The organism is Candidatus Binatia bacterium (genome assembly GCA_035631035.1).
Lineage (GTDB): Bacteria > Eisenbacteria > RBG-16-71-46 > SZUA-252 > SZUA-252 > DASQJL01.
In genome coordinates this window covers 34,981-56,132 of the sequence record DASQJL010000112.1, presented here as the reverse complement: position 1 = coordinate 56,132, position 21,152 = coordinate 34,981, and the positions used below count along the sequence as shown (strand labels likewise).

At 69.0% G+C, this 21,152-nt stretch carries 16 protein-coding genes; 2 read left to right on the top strand and 14 right to left on the bottom strand.

What is annotated here, in order from left to right; translation table 11 throughout:
* The 3 genes from rimP to sprA all read right to left on the bottom strand — a co-directional run bounded on the left by rimP (position 1) and on the right by sprA (position 7,755).
* Positions 1–510: a ribosome maturation factor RimP gene (gene rimP, locus VE326_12130; GenBank protein HYJ33956.1), complete on the bottom strand. Its 510-nt coding sequence runs from the start codon at positions 508–510 to the stop codon at positions 1–3.
* A 221-nt stretch (positions 511–731) separates the two neighbouring features.
* The gene (locus VE326_12125) at positions 732–1,694 is read right to left on the bottom strand and encodes a M28 family peptidase (GenBank protein HYJ33955.1); all 963 of its coding nucleotides are present in this window, start codon (positions 1,692–1,694) and stop codon (positions 732–734) included.
* Positions 1,695–1,707: 13 nt separating this feature from the next.
* Entirely contained in the window at positions 1,708–7,755 is a 6,048-nt protein-coding gene (gene sprA / locus VE326_12120) for a cell surface protein SprA (GenBank protein HYJ33954.1), read from the bottom strand.
* Positions 7,756–7,893: 138 nt separating this feature from the next.
* Here sprA and VE326_12115 point away from each other — a divergent pair, with 138 nt between their 5' ends.
* On the top strand, positions 7,894–9,309 hold the full coding sequence (locus tag VE326_12115; GenBank protein HYJ33953.1) for an LptF/LptG family permease: 1,416 nt from the start codon (positions 7,894–7,896) through the stop codon (positions 9,307–9,309).
* Positions 9,306–10,388 carry an LPS export ABC transporter permease LptG gene (lptG, locus tag VE326_12110; protein HYJ33952.1) on the top strand — a complete coding sequence of 361 codons (1,083 nt, stop codon included), beginning with the start codon at positions 9,306–9,308 and terminating at the stop codon, positions 10,386–10,388. The genes VE326_12115 and lptG overlap by 4 nt, the downstream gene beginning before the upstream one ends.
* Positions 10,389–10,425: 37 nt before the next feature.
* Here the strand turns inward: lptG and VE326_12105 are convergent, their stop codons facing one another.
* The 11 genes from VE326_12105 to VE326_12055 all read right to left on the bottom strand — a co-directional run bounded on the left by VE326_12105 (position 10,426) and on the right by VE326_12055 (position 21,080).
* Positions 10,426–11,220, bottom strand: coding sequence for a 2-phosphosulfolactate phosphatase (locus VE326_12105; GenBank protein ID HYJ33951.1), 795 nt, complete (start codon positions 11,218–11,220; stop codon positions 10,426–10,428).
* Complete coding sequence (gene accC, locus VE326_12100; protein ID HYJ33950.1) at positions 11,217–12,578, bottom strand: acetyl-CoA carboxylase biotin carboxylase subunit; 1,362 nt, start codon at positions 12,576–12,578, stop codon at positions 11,217–11,219. Before accC ends, VE326_12105 begins: the two co-directional genes overlap by 4 nt.
* Before the next feature lie 6 nt (positions 12,579–12,584).
* Positions 12,585–13,703: a type IV pilus twitching motility protein PilT gene (locus tag VE326_12095; GenBank protein HYJ33949.1), complete on the bottom strand. Its 1,119-nt coding sequence runs from the start codon at positions 13,701–13,703 to the stop codon at positions 12,585–12,587.
* Positions 13,704–13,711: 8 nt separating this feature from the next.
* Positions 13,712–14,176, bottom strand: a complete 465-nt coding sequence (gene accB / locus VE326_12090; GenBank protein ID HYJ33948.1) for an acetyl-CoA carboxylase biotin carboxyl carrier protein — start codon at positions 14,174–14,176, stop codon at positions 13,712–13,714.
* Positions 14,173–14,646, bottom strand: coding sequence for a type II 3-dehydroquinate dehydratase (locus VE326_12085; GenBank protein HYJ33947.1), 474 nt, complete (start codon positions 14,644–14,646; stop codon positions 14,173–14,175). Before VE326_12085 ends, accB begins: the two co-directional genes overlap by 4 nt.
* Entirely contained in the window at positions 14,646–15,521 is an 876-nt protein-coding gene (locus VE326_12080) for a tetratricopeptide repeat protein (protein ID HYJ33946.1), read from the bottom strand. Before VE326_12080 ends, VE326_12085 begins: the two co-directional genes overlap by 1 nt.
* 13 nt (positions 15,522–15,534) lie before the next feature.
* Positions 15,535–16,704, bottom strand: coding sequence for a 3-dehydroquinate synthase (gene aroB / locus VE326_12075; GenBank protein HYJ33945.1), 1,170 nt, complete (start codon positions 16,702–16,704; stop codon positions 15,535–15,537).
* A gap of 55 nt (positions 16,705–16,759) precedes the next feature.
* Positions 16,760–17,974: a PDZ domain-containing protein gene (locus VE326_12070; protein ID HYJ33944.1), complete on the bottom strand. Its 1,215-nt coding sequence runs from the start codon at positions 17,972–17,974 to the stop codon at positions 16,760–16,762.
* Positions 17,975–17,999: 25 nt separating this feature from the next.
* Complete coding sequence (locus VE326_12065; protein HYJ33943.1) at positions 18,000–18,713, bottom strand: zf-HC2 domain-containing protein; 714 nt, start codon at positions 18,711–18,713, stop codon at positions 18,000–18,002.
* A complete protein-coding gene (locus tag VE326_12060; GenBank protein ID HYJ33942.1) occupies positions 18,710–19,270 on the bottom strand; it encodes a sigma-70 family RNA polymerase sigma factor in 561 nt (186 codons plus the stop codon). Before VE326_12060 ends, VE326_12065 begins: the two co-directional genes overlap by 4 nt.
* Positions 19,271–19,400: 130 nt before the next feature.
* Positions 19,401–21,080 (bottom strand): tetratricopeptide repeat protein, encoded by a 1,680-nt coding sequence (locus tag VE326_12055; GenBank protein ID HYJ33941.1) that lies wholly within the window; start codon positions 21,078–21,080, stop codon positions 19,401–19,403.
* Positions 21,081–21,152: the final 72 nt, after the last annotated feature.

Sequence of the window (21,152 nt, the reverse complement as noted above, 5' to 3'; positions counted from 1 at the left end):
TCAGGATTCCTTTTTATGGCGGTCCTTGCCGCGCATTCCTTCCCAAGGATCGACGATCAGGTGCGACTTGCGGATCGCCGCGTGCGGCAGCGACACCGTTCCCGCTTCCGAATCCTCGACGACGATCGATTCCGGGCCCGCCGCGCGCAGCTCGCCGCGGTAGGTTCGCCGGCCCTCGCGGGGGTCGTGCAGCTTGACCTCGAGCGAGCTGCCGACGTACCGCGCGTAGTGCTCGGGGCGCGTCAGCGTCCGCTCGATGCCGGGGCTGCCCACCTCCAGCACGTACGAGCCGGGCAGGACGTTCTCAGCCTCGAGATAGCGCCCGAATTTCCGGTTCCAATAGGCGCATTCGTCCAGCGTCACGCCGCCCCCGGGGCGTTCCACCGTGACCTGCACCACCGTCCGTCCCGACTGGAATGTGACTTCCAGGTCCCACAGGTCGAACGCCTCCTCCTCCAGAAGAGCGCGGAGGCGCCGGGAGAGGTCATCTCGAAGCTGGTTTCGGTCCATTTCTAGCCCCCGGGCGCTCCCGAGCCCGGGCACGGCCCGAAAAAGGACCGAGTGGACGGGTGGGTCCACTCGGACCACTGACCCTAAGGGGGGTAGCGTTCGGGGTCAAGCAGCAATGTGGGACGGGGGGCTATATAAGGATGCTGGTATGGCTCTGAGGGGCGCGGCGGATAAGGAACTGGGGTTCCGCGCGCTGCGGCGCGCGGGACATCGGCGCGCGGTTAATTTTGCAGGTAGTCGACGTTGCTCACGAGGCTAAGCAGCACTCGTCCCACGGCTTCCAGGGTGCCGGGGTCCACGGCCGTGAGGTCGTCCCTGTGGGTGTGCCAGGCCGGGAAGTCGAAGTCGATCACGTCGATCGCCGGGATGTCGGCTTCCAGGAAGGGGACGTGGTCGTCGGCGATCGTGAACTTGACCCCGCTCCGGAACTGACGCAATCCCATCTCCTTGGCCCGGTTCCAGAGGACCATCACGATGTTCGCCGACCGGTTGTACGAGTTCCCCTCCCAGTAGAAGGCGGCGTCCTTCCGCCCGACCATGTCGATCACCACCACGAACAGGGGCGCGGGCTCGGTGGCGCGCCACTCGAGGTAGCGCCTGGAGCCGCGGAAAAACCCGGCAGGGTTGGTGTCGGTGCCGAGGTCCTCCCCGTCGAACAGCGCCAGGTCCACGCCGATGCCCGGGGAATGCCGGTGGAGCTGCTCGGCCAGGGCCAGCAGCACGCCCACCCCCGAGCCGCCGTCGTTGGCGCCCAGGATCGGCTGATTCTTGCGGGTGGAGTCGGGGTCGCGGTCGGCCCACGGGCGCGTGTCCCAGTGGGCCGCGAAGAGGACGCGCCGCTTCTCGTTCGGACGGTAGCGGGCCATGACGTTCATGAGCCGGAGGTCCTTGTTCAGCTCGGGGGCGTAGTAGTGGAAGCTGTCGGTCTCGACCACGTCCGCGTTCTTCCGGAGCGTCTCCACGAGAAGGGCGAAACAGGAGTCGTGGGCGGCCGTGCCGGGGGTGCGGGGGCCGAAGGCGACCTGGCGCCTCACCCACTCGTAGGCCCGGCTGCCGTCGAACGCGACCGCCTTGGGCGTGCGCGCGCACGAGGTGCCCACGGCGATGAGGAGCGCCGCCGCGACCGCGCCCTGGAACACACCGAGACCGCGCGCTCGGCGCGCGCCGCCCGGTGGCGAGGGCATGTGGGCCGGCACGCTAGAAGCGGAACGCGCCGGTGAAGGACATCGTGATGCCCCGCTGGGTCAAGAAGGCTTTCCGATCGGTGGTCTGGCGGAAGGCGAGATTGAACCCGCCCGTGATCGACTGGCTGAAATTGTAGTTCGTCGAGCTGCCGATATTCAACGTCCCACGGTCCTCCTCGATCTCGTCTCTCCCGGCTTGGTGGATCAACCCTCGGCTCGACCCCAGGTCGGCCTGGATGCCCAGATTCAGGTCGTTGGGCAGCCGCACCCGCTTCTTGCTCCAGGGGAACTTGATCCCCTTGGACGCCGGGAAATTCTTGCTCACCGCGAGCCGCGTCGTCTTGTTGGAGCGGTCGCGATAGAAGTCGGCCGCGCGGTTGTCGGTGCTGCGCGACTTGTCGAAGCCGCTCGCCGCGGTCAGGTGGACGCCGCTCCGGAACATCGCGTCCCAGCCGAGGAGCGGGCTGAACGACGTGGTCTCCAGGAGCTGGTCGGGCTCGCGGTTCGGCGGCCCGCTCTCCTGCGACTTCTTCACGTACCAGGAGTTCAGGGTCAGGCTGGTGAGCGGCCCGTTCAGCCCGAGCAGGCGCTGCAGGTCCACCCATCGCGCGTTGACGTCCGGCCAGGCCGTCTGGGCCGAGCGCAGGGCGCCGCCCACCTGATCCGTGAACTGGAGCTGATAGTCGCCGTGGATGTCGAAGCTCAGCTTGTCGAGCGGCCGGAACGAGGTGTTCGCGCGCGTGCTGTAGCGGCGCGCCGTCTGGAACGTGGAGTTCGAGTAGCGCGTGACCTGATCGTCGAAGACCTCGGTGAAGCCGGTCTGGAAGGAGAGCCCCGGATTTCCCGCCACGCGGTCCAGCACGGCGCTCCGGTTCAGGTCGAACGTCGCCGAGAGGTCCTGCATCTTCGAGAAAAGGAACCGGAGGGGTGCCAGGGGCGAGAACGATCCCGACGTGTCGTGCGCCGCGCCGCGCCGACCCCCGAAGCGCGAGAGCGGGATCGTGATGTTCGTGTGCGCCGTGCCCGAGTTCTGGATCCGCTTGAGATCGATCGGGTCGGTCGCCAGGAGCCTCACTTGAGGTCCCGCGTCCTCGCTGTAGTTTCCCTTCAGGTCGATCTCCGGCTGCAAGAACGTGAGCCAGCGCGGCCGGTAGTTCAGGCCGACGTTCTGCTCGTGCCGGATCTCGGTCCCCCGATTGAAGCCGAAGAAGTCGTCGTGGTGGAGCAGCATGTCGCGCTGCGAGTTCAGCCGGTAGGTCATGCGGACCCCGGCCAGGGGCTCGACCGACGTGTCCATGCGCAGCGTCAGCAGGCGCTGCTTCACGTCGCTGCGCAGCTCCTGCTCCACCCCGCCCGAGTCGTTGAAGTCCCGTGAGTAGGAGACGCGCCGCGTGGAGACCCAGTCGGCGGCCACGGTCACGGTGCGCGGGAGCGGGTTCAGGCGGAGCGGACCCAGCTTCACCCCGTTGCCCCCGATCGGGATGCTGTAGCTGGTGTTCGTGATGAAGCTCCAGCTGGAATCCGCCGACTGGGGGTTGATCGAGCCCCCGCGGGCGTAGGACAGGCGGCCGTTCAGGGCATCCAGCGTGTAGCGCGCGAGACCCTTCTTGGGGCTCGAACGGTTGTACGACAGATCGATCGACTGGGAGTTGGCCTCGGTCCGCTCGATGTCCTGGCGCGAGGCGTCCAGGATGACGTCCGAGCCGGTGCGGAACTTGGGCACGTCCTGCGAATGCTGGACCGAGAAGCGCACCGGGAGCTGGACGCCGCTCGTGGGGATGAAGCGGTCCAGGTTGAGGGTGCTCGAGAGCCCGGTCGCGGTATGGTCGAAGCCGGTCCCCTGGTTCGAGCCCAGGCCCACCCGGAAGTAGTCCTTGTCCTGCTGGGTGAACGTGCCGTTCAGCGCCAGCACGTCGGCGAAGTTCGCCTGGACCGTCACGTTCGAGGCGTACCCGCGGTCCTTCCGCACCGCCGACAGGCGGAGCTCGTCGAACCAGACCTCCCCCGCCGCGTTCGGCGAGGCGTCGCTGTCCAGGGCCACGCCGAAGGAGACGCGGTTCACCCGCGTGAAGCTGGGGTTGCCGCGCACCGAGTAGACCTCTCCCGTCGCGGCGCCGGTTTCGCGATCGACCAGGACCGAGTCGACGGCCCTGCCCGGTTTCTCCTTCAAGCTGGAGAGGCGCTCCATCGGGATCACCACCGACTGCCACCCGCTCTTCAGGGGGATGCTGTACTCGTAGTAGTTGACCGTGTCGGGGCCGAACCGCGCGATGGCCCGCGCCTTCTGCGACTCGATGCCCAGGTCGCCGTGCACGTAGAAGCGGATCTCCTGGTAGAGCGTCCACCCCACCGCGTTCCCCACGTCGCCGTAGGTCTTGAAGGCGAGCAAGCTGTCGCCCGGCTGGATCCGCGCGTAGCGCAGCGCCAGCGACTGCTCCCGCCGGTCCGCGGTGATGCCGACCTGGTTCTTCACGTCGTAGGGCGCCACGTAGTCGGGGTCGTCCTTGTTGTTCTTGGCGAGCACGAAGAAGTCGCGATTCCGGTAGAACATGCTGTCGCGCACCGCCTGGCGGATCCAGCGGCTCCCGATCATCTCGATGCCGCCGACCTGGAGCTTGAGCGGCTCCCGCATGCCGTCGATCCAGATCCGCACCGCCTGGACGTTGGCCCAGTTGGGATTCCCCACCCGCGTGGACAGGGAGTCGATCGGAATCCGGTAGAGGCGCCAGCCGTTCGGCACCTTCCGCGTGTCCACCACGGGGAACCCGGCGTACTCGTTCGGGACATCGACCGCCACGAACTCGGTGTCCGCGAGGTCGATCCCGCGCTCGAAGTAGTCGTTATCCAGGTCCAGCCCGCCGTCCTTGTTCAGGTCCTCGGTGTCGGGGCGGGCGTTCGGGTCGTTGAGCGCGTTCCCCTCGAGGTTGTTGATCTTGGAGTAATCGTCCCGGGCCTTGTCGGCGTCGTAGACGTAGTCGTCCTGGTTCGGGTCCGACCCCGGGCCCGCGTAGCCCGGCTCCTCCTCATCGTGAAGTCCGTCCAGGCCCGTGTCTTCGTCGTCGCTCAAGTACGCTTCATGCTCCGCCGACCCCGGCTTTCCGGGATCGCGCCGGTCGAGCTTGCCGTCGCCATTCTTGTCCTCGGTGTCCAGCTCGTGGTTGGGCGGGTTCCTGGGGTCCCAGAAGGCGTCCTCGCTGATCCGGCCGAAGTCGAAGTGGATCTTCCCCTGCGTCAGGGTGTGATCCCTGCGGAAGTCGTTCACCCAGACCTCGAAGTACTGGATCCGGGTCAGATCCTGCCCCACCGTGCCGAGCGGCACCGTGATGCCGGTCCACATCTCCGGCGTGACCAGGGCCGTCGTGTCGGCGAGCGGCGGCACCACGTCCAGCGCGAGCACCTGGCGCTGGTTCTTGCCCCCCTCGTCGTCCTTGAGCGACGGCTTCAGGTCGTGCTCCTTGACGGCGTAGTCGTTGTTGTCGCCGGTCGGGTTGTACCAGCGGAGCCGGGCGTGGGTGGCGGGGTCGGTGCCGGGGACGTTCTCCCCCGTGATCGGGTCCACGACCGGGATGCTGCTGTAGAGCCACTGCACGCGGCTCAGCGGAACGGTGTTCGACTCGCGATTCCCCTCCATGTCGTCCACGTACGCCTCCCCCTTCGTGTTGGGGTCGGGCACGCTGGCCGAGACGCTCCCCTGGAAGTTCAGCGCCGACTGCGCGCTGGTCGCGATCCCGGGGATCCGGTTCGCGAGCTGGGTCATCCAATTTGGGCGGAAGGCCAGGACCGACGAGAGGTCGCCGATCATGGAGGTGGCGGGCTCCTCCCCCAGCTTGACCAGGTCCTCCTGCGCCCCCTTGCTCTCATAGAGGAGGCTGGAGGAGAAGGAGAGGTTGCTGGCCGGATTGTAGGACGTGGAAAACCCGAGCAGGGTCCGCTGCACCTGCCCCGCACCCGGGGCGAAGGAGTAGTCCACCGAGACCACCTGGTTCGGGCCGGGGACCTTGAGGAACGTGAGCTGCCCCGTGTCGTAATCGATGGTGTAGTCAGTGTCCCGCCGGAAGGGAACACCGTCCACCTTCACCACTTCGGAACCCTCGAGGATGTTGAAGCGGCCCAGGTAGTAGCCGTTCCGGCTGCTCTGGAACTGCCCTTCGATGAAGTAGCGGGCGTCCTCCTGGCTGTTCACCGTGCGGAAGGTGTAGATCTTCTCGTTCGAGGAATCGGCTTCGAGCGTGTTCGGGGTGGGCCGCGGATTCCCCGGGTTCCACCCGTACTTGGAGTTGTTGAGGCAGGCGAGCGGGAAGAACGTGGGACCGCAGGTGACGGTGTCCCCCAGGGTCGGCGCGAAGGGATTCAGGTCGGGGAAGAAGAGGATCCCGCGCTCGGCGTCCACCAGGTTCAGGTCCACCTTGCCGTCGGGCGCGACCTCCCCCGAGACGTCCTTCTCGTCCAGGTCGAGGACCTGGATCAAAGGCTTCCCGCCCAGCTGGTCGGGGTTGATGGCCTGCCCCTGCTGCACGCGCCGCACGTTCAGGGTCATCGTGGTCGTGGCGATGTTGCGCGCCCCCAGGTCGTAAAAATTGCGCAGCTCGTACTTGAGCGTCGGAAACCAGGGGTCGCTCGCGAGATAGCGCCCCTCCGGGTCGGTGTCGATCTCGTTTCCGGCGAACTTGATCACCTTGAGGAGCACCAGGCCGGCCGGCTTTCCGAGCGGCACGTTCTCCGGGCCGAGCCGGTCCGCGCCGATCCCGACCACCTCCGTGACTCCGTTGGAGATCTCGGTGTAGGCCACGCCGAGCACCTCGGGTTCGGAGAGCGGGACGGTGAGGCGGATCACCGGCACCTTGAGGCCGTTGGGCAGCCCCTGCCAGTGGTCCTCCTCCACCGTGTAGTCGGTCAGGTTGGTGAGAAGCTTCCAGAAGCCCCTCGTCTGCGGATTGGTCAGGGAGTCGTAGGGGGCGTTGGGGTTGACGCGGCCGATCCCCTCCGTGAGGCCGAGGTGGTTCGTGGAAAGGTCGAGCTTGTAGACCTCCAGCTTCTGCCCCGCCTGCTCCCCCTTGTAGTCGATCAGCGCGAAGTGGTCGGTCAGAGAGAAGTACTGCCGCTTGATGTAGTCCACGTCGCGGATGATGACCTGGGTATTGTCCCCCGACGGCGTGAAGCGCGCGGTCTCGTTCTTCCCCTCCTGCTTGCTCGCGATCGTGACCACGTCCACGTTCCCGAGCTTGGCGGCCGTCTTGACGCCGAACAGCCCTTCCTGGCGGATCGAGGCGCCCTGCAGGGAGAGGTTGGTGTTCCCCAGCTCGACCGACTTGATCATGTCGTCCTCGTCCCCCTCGTAGCGGAGCTTCACCTTGTTGTCGAGGGAGGTCTGGACGTTGCTGGACTGGTCCACGTCCACCTTGATCTTGTCGCCGATCGAGCCGGTCAGGTTGACGTTCAGCTCCTGCTTCATCTCGAACGACGGGAACGCGCCCTGACGCTTGCGCTCCCCGGTGCTGACCGTCTTGTTCGCCGTCCAGTCGCTGGTCCCCGAAAGCGTGATCTGCTCGCTCCCGGTCACCTCGAGGTTGGGGGCGCCGTCGCCCACGATCGAGCGGACGGCCTTCGGAAGCACGACCGGAAGATCGACGCGGAAAATGCTGCCCCCCACGCGCCCGGCGTTCCGCTGGATCGAGCGGTTCTGCCGGAACGTGTCCTGCCACAGCCGGCGCGCCGTGCGGGCCGTCAGGACCCGGTTGTAATCGGGCTCGCTCACGACAAAGGGCTCGCGGATATCGACGTTCTGCTCTAGATAGTTCTCGCGGACGAGGCCCGAGATCGGATCGACGCTGACCGAGACGGTGGGGTCGCCGAAGCCGTTCTGGAGCGGGCCGGGCGTCGGGAAGCGCCAGGAGCGCGGAAGCCCCGCCGGGGTGTCATCCATGGGATAGAGGTATTCGGCGGGGTCGGGCAGCCCTCGAAACTCGAGCTCGGCGCGCGCCGGGCGCGGGAACGCGATGGCGATCAGCGCAAGCGCCAGGATCGCCGCTCCGCCCAGGGACTTCAGCTGTCGGTGGTGCATCGTGTCATTCGGTGCGTTCCCGGATGCGGGCCCCCCGGACCCTCGAGGATGCGACAGACGTTAAACCCCCCCGGGGCCGAGTAGTTCGCCCCGAACCTATTGATTTGGCAAGGAATTGCCTTCATCGTCAGGATGCCCATGAGAATACTGGAACGGTACGTCCTCCGCGAGCACGTGTTCCCCTTCTTCCTGGGGTTCAGCATCGTCATCTTCTTGCTGACCTTGGACTTCCTCTTCGACCTGGTGGACCTGGCGGTCGGCAAGGGGGTGGGGGTGGGCATCGTCGCCGAGATGTTCGTGCTCTCGCTGGGCTACATGGTGGCGCTGGCCTTCCCCTGCGCGGTGCTCATCGCCTGCATGGCCACCTTCGGCCGCCTCTCCCAGGACAACGAGGTCGTGGCGATGCGGTCGACCGGGGTCAACCTGCTCCGGATCGTCGGCGTGCCGCTGTTCGCCGCGACCGTCCTCGCCGTGCTCCTCGTCCTCTTCAACAACCACATCCTCCCCGAGTCGAACCACGCTCTGGCGAACCTCATGGCGGACGTCGGCCGGAAGCGCCCCACCGCCCAGATCACGGAGGGCGTCTTCAACGACGGGTTCGTGGGCTACAACATCTTCGTGGAGAAGGTGAACAGCCGGACGAACGAGATCCGCGGCGTGAAGATCTACCAGCTCAACTCGAACGCCCGGCCGACGACCATCCTGGCCGACTGGGGGGTGATCCACAACTCCCCCGACGGCCGGACGATCTCCCTGGAGCTTCACGACGGCGAAATCCATGAAGTGCCGCCCAATGAGGACGAGCGAACCTACCGGCGCCTCAAGTTCGCGACCCAGACGATCAATATTCGGACGCCCGGCGCCGATCTGGAGCGGCACGACCGGCAGGCGCGCGGGGACCGGGAAATGACCCTCAAGATGATGCAGGACAACATCGGAGAGCTCCGGAAGGCCCTGGCGATCTCGACCCATGGGCGGGACGAGATCCTCCAGTCGGCCGGCTTCACGTCGTACGGCGAGTTCGTCCGGGCCGCCATCCCGCGCCAGCCGGCGCGAGGGGTGGGGGCCTGGCTCCGCGCGGCGGTGCACACCCTTTCCTCGGTGGGCGCGATCGGCTCGCGGGGATCGGCGCCCGAGACGGTCCGGCCGCGGCCGATCGCCCCGGCGACCATGGACGCCATCCAGATGCGACAGCTGGAGATCGAGGCGCTGGAGCGCCGGCTGAACAGCCTGGAGGTGGAGGTGAACAAGAAGTTCTCGATCCCCGCGGCCTGCCTGGTCTTCGTGCTCGTGGGGGCGCCGCTCGGCATGCGCGCGCGCAAGAGCGGCATCGCCGTGGCCTTCGTCTCGATCCTCTTCTTCGTCTTCTACTATCTGTGCCTGGCCGGCGGCGAGGAGCTCGCCGACCGCCGCCTCGTGGCCCCCTGGCTCGCGATGTGGATTCCCAACATCGTGATCGGCGCGATCGGCCTCGTCCTCACGCTGCAGACGGCCGAGCTGATCTGGCGTCCGGGCCGCCGCCGCCGGGGTCCCCGCAGGCCGGCCGCCGCGTGAGGCGCCTCGACCGCTACGTCCTGCGCGAGCAGCTGGTCGCCCTCTCGGCGGGGCTCCTCTTCTTCGTCTCGGTCTTCATCGTCGTGGACGTGTTCGAGAAGATCGACACCTTCCTGGACAACCAGGTGCCGTTCGGGACGGTGCTCCTCTACTACCTGGTGTCGATCCCCGGCATCATCTTGCAGGTATTGCCGATGGCGATGCTCCTGTCCTGCCTGCTCGCGCTCGGGCAGATCGGGCGGAACAACGAGATCACCGCCATGCGCGCCGCGGGAATCGGGCCGGGCCGGATCGCCACCCCGCTCCTCCTCGCGGCCTTCTTGACGAGCGGCCTCGTCTTCGCGACCAACGAGCTCCTGCTCCCGCGCCTGAACTCGCGGCGCGTGGAGATCTATCGCGGCGAGATCAAGAAGCAGAGCCTGGAGGGCCCCGCCGTTCGCACGAACCTGGCCTACCTGGGGGCGAACGGCCGCACCTTCCTCATCCGGAATTACAACGTCGCCACCAGGGAGATGCGCGAGGTGGTGATCCAGGAGATCCAGAACCACATGCTGACCGGGCGGATCGACGCCGAGACCGCGCGGTGGGCCAACGGCCAGTGGGTGTTCCGGGAGGGCTACGTCCGCCGCTTCACGCGGGAGGGGGAGAACGCGGCCCACTTCACGGAGCTCCGGATCCCCGGCCTGCCCGAGCGCCCCGAGGATTTCGCCGAGACCGAGGAGGATCCCTCCGCGCTCTCCTACTGGGAGCTGTCGCGCTACATCAGCCGCCTCCACCAGAGCGGCGGCCGCGTGCAGAAGTACCTGGTCGACCTGTACTTGAAGGTCTCCTTCCCGCTCACCAACCTGATCGTCGTGGTGATCGGGACCGCCCTCGCGCTCCGCGCCCGCCGGGGCGGCCTGGCGGTCTGGTTCGGGCTCTCGGTGTTCATCTCCTTCCTCTATTACGCGTTCATCCGAACCGGCCAGGCGCTGGGGCACAACGGCGCGCTCCCGCCATTCCTGGCGGCGTGGATCGGGAACCTGTTCTTCGGGGTGCTGGCGTTCGAGCTGTTCCGGAGGGCGCGGAAGGCGGCTTGAGCCAACTGCCGTGATTGCGAGAGGGTGGGTCCGGTGCTCAGACCGAAGCGGGGGTGGACGCCGGGACCGTGATCCGGCCGTCCTTGAGGATCGGAACGAGAGGCACCTGGTCCACGGCGGCGCAGACGGGAAGGTCCTCCTCGAACCCCAGCTCGATGAGGTAGCGGCCGTGCTCGCTCCGGCGCAGGATCCCCTCGGGGTCGGCGCCGTGGGCGCGGTCGTATTCGGCGGCCATCTCGGCCGCGTCGTTCAGGGCGAGACCGGCGGCCCGGTCCGACAACCGCCGCGCGAGGGCGCCCGCGCAGGCCGCATCCTCCAGCGAGAAGCGCCCGACCCGCCCGGCGCAGACGACCGCCACGTCGGCCCCGTCGTTCCAGAGGGCGTCGGCGACGACGCTCAGGTTCACGAAGCCCAGGATCCGCTGCGCCTGTCCCGCCAGCACGCCGGCCATGAGCGGGCTCGCGTTCGTGGAGGCGAAGACGAGCGTCTTGCCCTCGACCCGCTCCCGGGTGTACTCGCGGGGCGAGTTGCCGAGATCGAACCCGCCGACCTTCCGCCCGTCGCGCTCGCCGCACAGGAGGCGCGTCTTCGCGTCCAGCGTGTGGGCCAGGCGCGTCGCCTCTTCCACCGTCTCGACCGGGATCACCTTCGCCGCGCCGTTCTTGAGCGCCCACGCGATGGTGGTCGAGGAGCGGAGCACGTCGACGACCACGATGGAGCGCCCCTCCAGGGGCGCGCGCTCGGCGGCGGCCGGCGTCAGGTAGAGGTCGATCCGCTTCAGGCCGCTACCCTCGCTCGCGCGAGGGACCACCTTGGACGGGCGGGGGCTCACGCCGCGGCCGCCCGCTCGCGCGTGAGGAACTCTTCGATGAAGCCGGTGTGGATCTCCCCCTTGCGGAACGCCTCGTCGTCCAGCACGCGGATGTGGAAGGAGAGGGTGGTGTCGATGCCGTCCACCACCGTCTCCTCGAGCGCGCGGCGCATCCGCGCCACCGATTCCGCCCGGTCCCGACCCCAGCAGATGATCTTCGCGACCATCGAGTCGTAGTGGGGCGGCACCGTGTAGCCGGAATAGAGGTGGCTGTCCACCCGCACGCCGGGACCGCCCGGCGCGTGGAAGTAGCGGACCAGGCCCGGCGAGGGCTGGAAGTTCTGGTCGGGGCGCTCGGCGTTGATCCGGCACTCCAGCGCGTGCCCCTCCATCCGGATCTCCTCCTGCTTCCAGGGAAGCGGATCCCCCGCGGCCACGGCGATCTGCGCCTTGATCAGGTCCAGGCGCGTCACCTCCTCGGTCACGGGGTGCTCCACCTGGATCCGGGTGTTCATCTCCATGAAGTAGAACTCGCCCGAGGGGCCGAGCAGGAACTCGATCGTGCCCGCCCCCTCGTAGCGGATCGAGGAGGCTCCCTTGACGGCGGCCTGCCCCATCTTCGCGCGCAGCTCGGGCGTGAGCGCGGGACTGGGTGATTCCTCGATCAGCTTCTGGTGCCGCCGCTGGATGGAGCACTCGCGCTCCCCCAGGTGCACGATCGAGCCGTGCCGGTCGCCCAGCACCTGCACCTCGATGTGCCGCGGCCTCTGGACGTAGCGCTCCAGGTAGACCGAGCCCGAGCCGAAGTTCGCCTCCGCTTCGGCCTGCGCCATCCGGATCCCGTTCTGGAGCGAGGCCTCGTCCGTGGCGATCCGCATCCCCTTGCCGCCGCCTCCGGCCGCGGCCTTGATGATGACCGGAAAGCCCAGCTCCCTGGCGACGCGCTCCGCCTCGTCCACCGAGTCGATCACCCCTTCGCTGCCGGGCGTGATCGGCACGCCGGCCGCCATCATCGTGCGTCGTGCCTCCGCCTTGTCCCCCATCTTCCGGATCATCTCCGACGTGGGCCCGATGAAGCGGATCTTGCAGGTCTCGCAGATCTCCGCGAAGTGCGCGTTCTCGGAGAGGAAGCCGTAGCCCGGGTGGATGGCGTCGGCGGCGGTGACCTCGGCGGCGCTGATGATGCGCGGGATGTTGAGGTAGCTCTTCGCGGAGGGGGGCGGGCCGATGCAGACCGCCTCGTCGGCCAGCCGCACGTGGAGCGAGTCGCGGTCGGCCTCGGAGTAGACCGCCACCGTCTCGATCCCCAGCTCGCGGGCCGCGCGGATGATCCGCAGCGCGATCTCGCCGCGGTTCGCGATCAGGATCTTCTTGAACATGGGGCGCTAGACGACTTCTTCCTTCCGCTCGAAGCTCTTCCAGCTCTCGTCCGACGTGGCGTGGATTCCCTTCACCCGCAGCTCGAACTCGGTCGGATTGGAGCAGTAGCGCAGCGCGTTCTCGAGCGAGACCTTCCCCTCGGTGTAGTGCTTCATGATCGACTGGTCGAAGGTCTGCATCCCGTACTGGGAGACCCCCTCGGCGATCGCCGCCTTGATGAGCGAGGTCTTGTCGGGGTCCTGCAGGTACTCGCGGATCGTGGCCGTGACCAGCATCACCTCGGCCGCGGGAATCCGCCCCTCGAGGTCGGAGCGCGGCACCAGGCGCAGCGCGATCACCGCCTGGAGCGTTCCGGCCAGCATGAAGCGGATCTCCTCGTGCTGGTGCGGCGGGAAGAAGGAGATGATCCGGTTCACCGTCTGCGTGGCGTCCACGGTGTGCAGCGTGGAGAGGACGAGGTGGCCGGTGTCCGCGGCCATGAGCGCGATGCGCATCGTCTCGGCGTCCCGGATCTCGCCGATCATGATGGCGTCGGGGTCCTGCCGCAGGATGTGCCGCAGCCCCTCGGCGAACGTGGCGGTGTCGAGGCCGATCTCGCGCTGGCTGATGGTGCACTTCTTGTCGCGGAAGAGGAACTCGACCGGGTCCTCGATCGTGATGACGTTCCGCGCCTCGCGGCGGTTCAGCGAGTCGAGCATGGCCGCGAGCGTGGTCGACTTGCCGCTGCCGACCGTGCCGCAGACCAGGACCAGCCCGCGCGGGCGGGCGGCCAGCTCTTCGATGACCGGCGGGAGGTTCAGCTCCTCGAACGCCGGCACCGTGGCCGGCACCTGGCGGAAGACCATCGCCGTCGTGCCGCGCTGCTGGTAGAAGTTCGTGCGGAAGCGCGCGAGTCCGGTGACGCCGAAGGCGAAGTCGACCTCTTTCGTCTCCTCGAAGACCTTCTTCTGCTTCGGCGTGAGGATCTGGTCCACGACCGCTTCCAGATCGGCCTGCGAGGGCGCCGGCTCGTCGATCGCGACGAGCAGTCCATGCACCCGGGCCGTGGGCTTGGTGCCCACCTTCACGTGGAGGTCGGAAGCCTTCATCTCCACCATCTGCTGCAGGACGCGCTTGATGTTCATCGATTCTCCTAGGCCGCCCGCTCGGCGGACCCGTCGGTTTCCACGAGGAAGAGGATCTGCCCGTATTCGACGGGCTGGGCGTTCTCGACCAGGATGCGGGCGATCCGCCCCTTCACGTCCGATTCGATCTCGTTCATGAGCTTCATCGCTTCCACGATGCAGACCGTCTGCCCCACGTCCACGTAGCTGTTCTGCTCGACGTAGGGGTCGGCGTCGGGCGCGGGCGAGCGGTAGAACGTCCCGACCATCGGCGACTTGATCGGCACCAGGTTCTTCGACTCTTCGGCCTCCGCCGCGGCCGCCGCGGCGGGAGCCGCCGCGTGCGTCTCGCGCGCGGGGGCCGACGCGGCCGCCATCTCGACGCCGGGACGGCGGATCCGGATGGTCGAGAACCAGCGCCGCACCTCGACCTCGGCCAGGTCCTCCTCGCGCATGAGCTTCACCAGCTCGGTGATCTGCCTGCGGAGATTCATCGTCCCTGCCCTCGTCCTCGCTTGCCGGCGCGGAGCAGCGCATCGAGGGCCCGAAGGCCCAGATCGTAGCTCATGGCGCCCAGCCCCATGATGACGCCGCGCACGGCGGAGCCGGTGAGGCTGGTCTGCCGCTCCCGCTCGCGCGCGTAGAGATTGGTGAGGTGCACCTCGACGACCGGGATCGTGACCGAGCGGAGCGTGTCGGCGAGCGCCAGGCTGGTGTGCGTGAACGCCGCGGGGTTCAACAGGCAGCCGTCCGCTTCGTCCATCGCGATCGTCAGCCGGTCGATCAGCGCCCCTTCGTGGTTGGTCTGGAAGCTGGTGACGTTCAAGCCCAGCTCCTCGCCGAGCGCGGCGAGGCGCTTGTCGATGGCCGCGAGCGCGTTCCTGCCGTAGAGCTCGGGTTCGCGGCGGCCCAGGAGGCCCAGGTTCGGGCCATGGAGCACCCAGACGTCCCGCGATGCCGCCATCAAGAGCCCCCGCCCAGGCGGCGGAGCCAGTCCTCGAACGCCGGACGATTCCCGCCCACCGGTTCCTCCGGCGGCTGCGCGGCGTTGGAAGTGGGATCGTTGGAGCCGTTCATGCCGGGCGCGGCGCGGAAGGCGGCGGGCGCGGTCCCGAGATCCGCGGGCGCCGTCGCCGGCCCGGCCGCCGCGGGAGCGGATGCCGCGGGCGCGGGCGGAGCGGGCGGTGTTGGCGGCGTCGCGGCGACGCGCTCGGCCGTCGCGGGCGCGTCCAGGCTCAGCTCCTGGAAGCTCCGCGCGCGATCGCGCTCGGCGGCGGACGCGGACGACTCCTCCCCGAAGCTCTCGATCGTGCGGAGACCGAGGCCGAGCGCGGAGAGGTGCTCCTCTTCGCGCGGCAGGCGCACCGGGTGCCAGCCGAGGTCCCCCTGGCCGACGACCACGTCGGCGGGACAGACGTCGGCGTACTCGCCCGAGGTGATCTGGTGGAGCGCGGTCTGGGACTCGAGATCGCCGGGATCGACGCGGCAGACGGCGCGGTAGAGCTCGACCGAGCGGGCGTGCCGCCCCTCGTGAGCCAGGATCCCCGCGAGCGCTTTCAAGGCGGACACGTTCTCGCGATCGAGCGCGAGCGCCGCCTCGAACGCGGCGCGCGCCTCGTTCAGGCGTCCGTCGGCCAGGTAGCAGCGGCCGAGGACGATGGCGTCGCCGACTCCGTGTCCGGGCCGGTTCTTCCGCGCCTCGCAGAGGCGGATCGCCTCTTCGACACGCCCCTCCTCGCGAAGGCATTCCGCGAGCGGCAGATAGAGCGCGGTCGAGGGATCGCGCGCTACGGTTTCTTCGAGTCGTTTCGTACGGGTTTCGGCGAGTTGGTCGGGCATGGTCTCCCCACGCTCAGGATCGCATGACGAGGCTTTCGACGACGCGCCGAAGGGAGGTAAGCGACGACAACTCAAATATTTCGGCGGTGCCGATCGCGGGGCACAATACCACTCGGAGACGCGTCCGTCCACGCTTCTTGTCCCGGGCGAGCGCATTCCAGAAGCGCTCGCCGGGCGCGCGCGGGATCCGGGTCGGGAGGCCGAGCCTCGCGATCAGCCGCTCGGTCTCCTGCGCGTCGACGGGATCGAGTCCCGCGTGGAGCACGCTCATCCGAAGCTCGGCCGCCATCCCCACCGCGACCGCCTCGCCGTGCTGATAGAGGCGGTAGCCGCCCGCCGCCTCCAGCGCATGGCCGACCGTGTGGCCGAAGTTGAGCTCGCGGCGGATCCCCGTGTCGCGCTCGTCCTGCTCGACGTACCACGCCTTGGTGGCCGCGCACTCGCGCAGCAGCGGCCCCAGCGCCGCGGCGGCCGCGTCGCGCGCCGCGCGCTTCCCCGCGAGCGACTCCGCGATGGCGTCGAGCCCGCGCAGGAGGGCGGGCCGGCGGATCATCCCGATCTTGGCCACCTCCGCCAGCCCCGAGCGGAACGCGCGCCCCGGGAGCGTGGCGAGCGCGTCGGGGTCGGCGAAGACGCCGCGCGGCTGGTGGAAGGCGCCGAGGAGGTTCTTCCCCGCGGCGAGGTTCACGCCGGTCTTCCCGCCGATGGCGGCGTCGGCCTGCGCGAGGGTCGTGGTGGGAAACGCGATCCAGGGAAGTCCGCGGGTGTACGCCGCGGCGGCGAATCCCGCCGTGTCGGAGACGACGCCGCCCCCCAGCGCCACGACCACCGCGTCGCGCGTGAGGCCCGCCCGAGCCCATCCCTCGGCCAGCGCGCGCACGGTCTCGAACCGCTTCGATTCCTCGCCCGGGGCGATCACGCTCCGGACGACGCGGAATCCGGCGCGGCGGAGCGAGCCCTCCACCCGCGCCCCGTAGAGGCGCGCGACGGTGCGATCGGTCACGAGCGCCACGACGCGGGAGGGCCCGCGTTTCCGCGGGCCGGAGAGGGCCGCGCGCACGCAGGCTCCGGCGCGCGCGAGCAGCCCTCGCTCCACGCGCACGACGTACGACGAGTCGGCGCCGCGCACGCGGACGCGGATCGCGCGCGATTTCGGTCGGGATGAAGGGGAGCGGACCGTCATGGACGGCCGCAGGCTAGCACACGCTGCGTGGGAACTTCACCGAAAGCCGCGCGACCTAGCGATTCTGGCCCAGCGAATCCGACGCTTCCATCCCCCGGAGACGCTCTTCCAGGGCCCGCTGCTCCTCGCGGAGCTTCAGCAGGTGCTCCCGAAGCGCCTTCTTGTCGGCGGCATTCAGGGCGGGCGGGGCCTCGGAGCGCGCCCCCTCGGGGCGGGGGCCGGTGAGGTTCGAGCCCACGACGATGCGGAGCGGAAGGATCTCGGCGTCGCGCAGGATCGTCACCTCGGTGTCGTACCCGGGACGCAGCGCGGAGACCATCGAGACCAGCTCCTCGGCCGAGCGCACTTCCTGGCCGTCCATGGCGAGGATGTGGTCCCCCGCGCGGACGCCCGCGACGGCGGCGGGGCTGCCGGCGATCACGTCGTCGACGCGCACGCCGAGCGTATCCTCGGGGGAAACCGGGCCGCGCTTCAGCCGGATGCCCAGGAAGCCGCGCTGCACGGTGCCGTGGTCGCCCAGATCGGCGACGATCCGCTCCACCTGATCCACCGGAACGGCGAGGAGCACCCCGCCGGTCGGTGGCCTTCCCGGCCGCTCGGGATCGCCGACCCGCGAGGTCTCGCCGGAGTTGGGGCCCTGGAGCCCGCGCCCCACGACCAGCGCGACCCACTCGCCGTCCTCGTTCACGACGGCGCCTCCGGCCGACGCCGGGTAGCCGGGCGCGTCGATCTCGATGACGTCGCCCGAGTAGGGAAAGTCGACGCGCTCGCCGCGGCCGACGACCTGTCCGATCGCGGCCTGCGGGCGGGAGACGGTGATGTTGGAGATGACCGCCACCCAGGTTCCGACCGCGAGCGACTGCGGGGCCGCGCGGCGGAGCGTGTGGAGCACCGGCTCCTCCAGGCGGAACACCGCGAGGTTGGACTGCCGGTCCACGCCGCGCAGCACCGCGCGGCGCTCGACGCCGCCGCCCAGCATCACGCGCACGTCGCCGTTGGGGAAGGCGAGGCCGGCGGTGGTGACGATGTCGCGATCGTTCGTCGCGACGCCGGTCCCGATCAGGCGCTTGCGCTTCACGCCCGCGGGCGCGCTGCGCTGCGCCTCGGGAACGGCGACGATGGTGAGGATGGAGGCCTGGAGCGAGTCGAGCACGCCCAGGAAGGGGCTCGACTCGGGGCGGAGCGGCCCCGGAGCGGCGGGGGCGGCGGCGCCCCCGAGGAACGGCGCGGCGAGAAGCGCGAGTCCCGCCGCGGCGGCGCGAAGCTTCATCGCGGCGCTATGACCGCGACTCCGGTCAGAACGTGATGTACACGTCATCGGTGGTGCGACCCGAGACGGGCACGATCGAGTGGACTCCGTCTTCTCCGGAGCGGTTCAGGTAGAACTGATCCAGGATGTATTCGTCCTGGTACGGCGCGTTGATCCGGGCGGAGTCGGCCGATCCGGACGCGGCGGCCGTTCCTTCCAGCGCGGCCGGGACGGAGCTCGTCCGCGAAGGCGCCACGCGCGCGGGCGCCGAAGCGACCACGTCGCCGGCGGGAGCCGCGGGAGTCGGGACGGCGCTCGCGACGGCCGGAGTCCGGGCAGTCGCAGTCTGCTCGGTCTTCGGAGCCGTGCCCGCGCCCGCGATCTGGGCGTCGCCGTTGGGCGCCGCGTTCCGGCCCGGGTTCACCAGCAGGAAGGCGATCCAGAGCGCGCAGCCCGCCGCGCCGGCCAGGAACACCGGACGGAGCCGCGCGGGGCCGAGATGCTCCGAGAGCCACTCGACCAGGCTGGGGCGCAGGGCCTCGCCCGAGCGGATGCGGTCCATGACCTCTTCCTCGAACGCGGGGCCCGTCTCGTAGGACGGGAGCGCGCTCAGGAGCTCCACCGTGACGCGCAGCTCCTGCACCGCGGCCGAGCATGCCGCGCACTCCTCCAGATGACCCTCGAGGGAGCGGCGCTCCCTCTGGCTCAGCTCGTCTTCGACGAACGACGAGAAGAGGTTTTCCGCGGACCGGCAGTTCATACGTCCTCCAGTTTCAAGTAGGGCTTGAGCCGTTCCTTGAGCATCAGTCGCGCGCGGTTGATCCGCGATCGCACGGTCCCGCCGGGGATGCGGAGGATCTCGCCGACTTCCTCGTAGCTGAGTCCTTCCACGTCCCGGAGCACGACCGCCTCGCGATAGCGCGGGGGGATTTTGCGAAGCGCCTCGGCGACCTTGCTCTGTATTTCACGCGCATTCAGGTCCGCGTCGGGCAGCGGCTTCCAGTCGGGGAACGGAAGCCCCTGTCCGCCGGACTCCTCGTCCATGGCGTCCAGGCTGTACGTGCCGCGGTGCCGCACGCGGCTCCGGATCTCGTTCTTCGTGAGATTGACGGCGATCGTGAAGATCCACGTCGAGAACTTGCCGCTCTTCCGGTAGCGCTCGCGGTTGCGGAAGACGCGGAGGAAGACCTCCTGCGCGATCTCCTCGGCCCGGTCCCGGTCGTTGATGAACCGGCACACCAGGTTCATGATGCGAGAGCGGTACCGCTGCACGAGGGTGCGGAAGGCCGCCTCGGAGCCTTGGGCACAGCGCTCCATGACGTCTTCATCACTGAGCTCGGCGAGAGGGTCGAGCTTTTTCAATCGCAAGGACTCGATGGGCACGTTCGGCTCCGGACTAGCCCTAGGTACCCCGCCCCGGGAGAGCAGGTTCCTGAAGTCCCGGGGGTTAGCGATCCTGGAAGAGGGTGAGGCCGGCAGAGGGACGGGGCCGCGCCCCACGTGATTTCGATTCCGCCTCGCGGGCCTCGGCGTCCAGCCGGAGGCTCCTGCAAACCTTTGCCAAAGCGCGATTTGCTTCGTAGGAGGTCTCGGGACAGGCGGAGGCGGAGCGAAGGGTCTCCCGCGCCAGCTCCAATTGGCCCCGGTCGCTCCGGAGTTTCCCCAGGAGCAGGAGGGCACGTCCGTTGCGGGAGTTCAGGCGGACCGCACGCTCCAGGGTGGCCATGGCGTGCTCCTCGCGGCCCTGCGACAGCTCCGCCGTGGCAAGGAAGAACAGGCACTCGGAGGTCTCCTTCCCCAGACCGCGCATCCGTTCGAACGCCCACTGGGCGACCAACGAGTCGCCGATCACGGTCGCGGCCGAGCCCAGCTCCTCGAAAGTCGAGGGGCTCGAGACCCCGCGCGAGGCCGAATCGCGGATCAGCGCCACCGCTTCGTCCGGGTAACCGAGCAGAGAGTAGCACAGGCTCGCGGTGAGAACCTGACGCGGGGTGTCGAGACGCGCCGACCGCGCGCGCTCGAGCGTCTCCACCCCACGCGCGCGATCCCCCACGCGAATTTCCAGATACGCGACGACCAGCGACTCCTCCCGCGACAGCGTCCGCCCCGGCACCAGCATCCGGTAGCACTCGAGCGCCTTCCGATCCTCTCCCAGGGAGACGTACGCGCGCGCGCGCACCGGCATCGCGCGCGGGTCGCCCTTCAGAGGCCGGACGGTCTCTAGCGCCTCGGGGTAGCGCCCCTCGCGCACCAGGGCCTCCCCCGTCTCGGCGCGCAGGTCGGCGGCCGGCATCGGGCCGGCATCGGCCCAGGCCTCGAGCTGCCGGAACGCGTCCTTCTTCCCCACGCGGACCAGGAACGCCCCATAGGCGGCGATGTCCGTCGGCCGCGCGGTGGACTGGAGCGCGAGGGTGCGCAGGAGGCGCTCTTCCAGCACCGGGTCGTCGGTGCGCTGGGCGAGCGAAACCCCCAGGTGCAGCACGCGGGGGTCGTCGGACCGCAGCTCCAGGGCCAACTGAAGGGCCTGCGACGCTTCCTCCAGCCGGCCATCCTCGAGCGCTAGGCCGAGGATCCCGGTAGCAATCCACGCAAAATCGGGCAGGAGCTCGTCGGTCCTCTTCAGATCCGCGAGGGCGGCGTCATAGCGTTTGGAAAGCTCGTGGGCCAGCGCCCGGAGGGCATACGCCTCGGGGGGCGCGCCCAGGATCCGGAGCGGGGGGGTCAGCGCCTGGGCGGCGATGTCGCTCTCTCCCCCGCGCAGGTGCATCCGCGCCACGAGCATGGCCGCGTCCAGATTCAGGCTGTCGCGGGCCAGGGCGCGCTGTCCCCAGCCGAGGGCTTCGCTGTCCTGGCCGATGGTCTCGAGAAGGGTCGCCGCGCGGGCGCAACCGAAAGCGCTGCGGGGGTCTGCCGTGGCCAGCGATTCCGCCCACTGGATGGCGGCCTCCCCGTCCCCGGCGGCCTCGGCCAGCTCGGAGCGGGTCAGAAGATCGAGCAGAACGGGGTCGGACGGGATCCCGTACGAGGAATTCATGCGCGAGTCGGCGTGTGCGACCGGGGGGACGAAGGCGGGCGCCGTGAAGACGAGAACGAGAAGGAAGAAGCTCTGTCGAAGGCTGATGGTCACGTATCGTCTCCCGAAAAAGGATGGAGGAAGGCGGTCAGCCTTCCTCCCCTCTCGAGACGATGCGTGGATTAT

Excerpts from the sequence above, each read along its gene's own strand:
- accB (HYJ33948.1), bottom strand. The coding sequence starts at position 14,176 with ATGAATCTCCGCAGGCAGATCACCGAGCTGGTGAAGCTCATGCGCGAG.
- aroB (HYJ33945.1), bottom strand. The coding sequence starts at position 16,704 with ATGACGGTCCGCTCCCCTTCATCCCGACCGAAATCGCGCGCGATCCGC.
- VE326_12065 (HYJ33943.1), bottom strand. The coding sequence starts at position 18,713 with ATGAACTGCCGGTCCGCGGAAAACCTCTTCTCGTCGTTCGTCGAAGAC.
- sprA (HYJ33954.1), bottom strand. The coding sequence starts at position 7,755 with ATGCACCACCGACAGCTGAAGTCCCTGGGCGGAGCGGCGATCCTGGCG.
- VE326_12115 (HYJ33953.1), top strand. The coding sequence starts at position 7,894 with ATGAGAATACTGGAACGGTACGTCCTCCGCGAGCACGTGTTCCCCTTC.
- VE326_12060 (HYJ33942.1), bottom strand. The coding sequence starts at position 19,270 with ATGGAGCGCTGTGCCCAAGGCTCCGAGGCGGCCTTCCGCACCCTCGTG.
- VE326_12070 (HYJ33944.1), bottom strand. The coding sequence starts at position 17,974 with ATGAAGCTTCGCGCCGCCGCGGCGGGACTCGCGCTTCTCGCCGCGCCG.
- VE326_12080 (HYJ33946.1), bottom strand. The coding sequence starts at position 15,521 with ATGCCCGACCAACTCGCCGAAACCCGTACGAAACGACTCGAAGAAACC.
- accC (HYJ33950.1), bottom strand. The coding sequence starts at position 12,578 with ATGTTCAAGAAGATCCTGATCGCGAACCGCGGCGAGATCGCGCTGCGG.
- VE326_12125 (HYJ33955.1), bottom strand. The coding sequence starts at position 1,694 with ATGCCCTCGCCACCGGGCGGCGCGCGCCGAGCGCGCGGTCTCGGTGTG.
- VE326_12095 (HYJ33949.1), bottom strand. The coding sequence starts at position 13,703 with ATGAACATCAAGCGCGTCCTGCAGCAGATGGTGGAGATGAAGGCTTCC.
- rimP (HYJ33956.1), bottom strand. The coding sequence starts at position 510 with ATGGACCGAAACCAGCTTCGAGATGACCTCTCCCGGCGCCTCCGCGCT.
- VE326_12085 (HYJ33947.1), bottom strand. The coding sequence starts at position 14,646 with ATGGCGGCATCGCGGGACGTCTGGGTGCTCCATGGCCCGAACCTGGGC.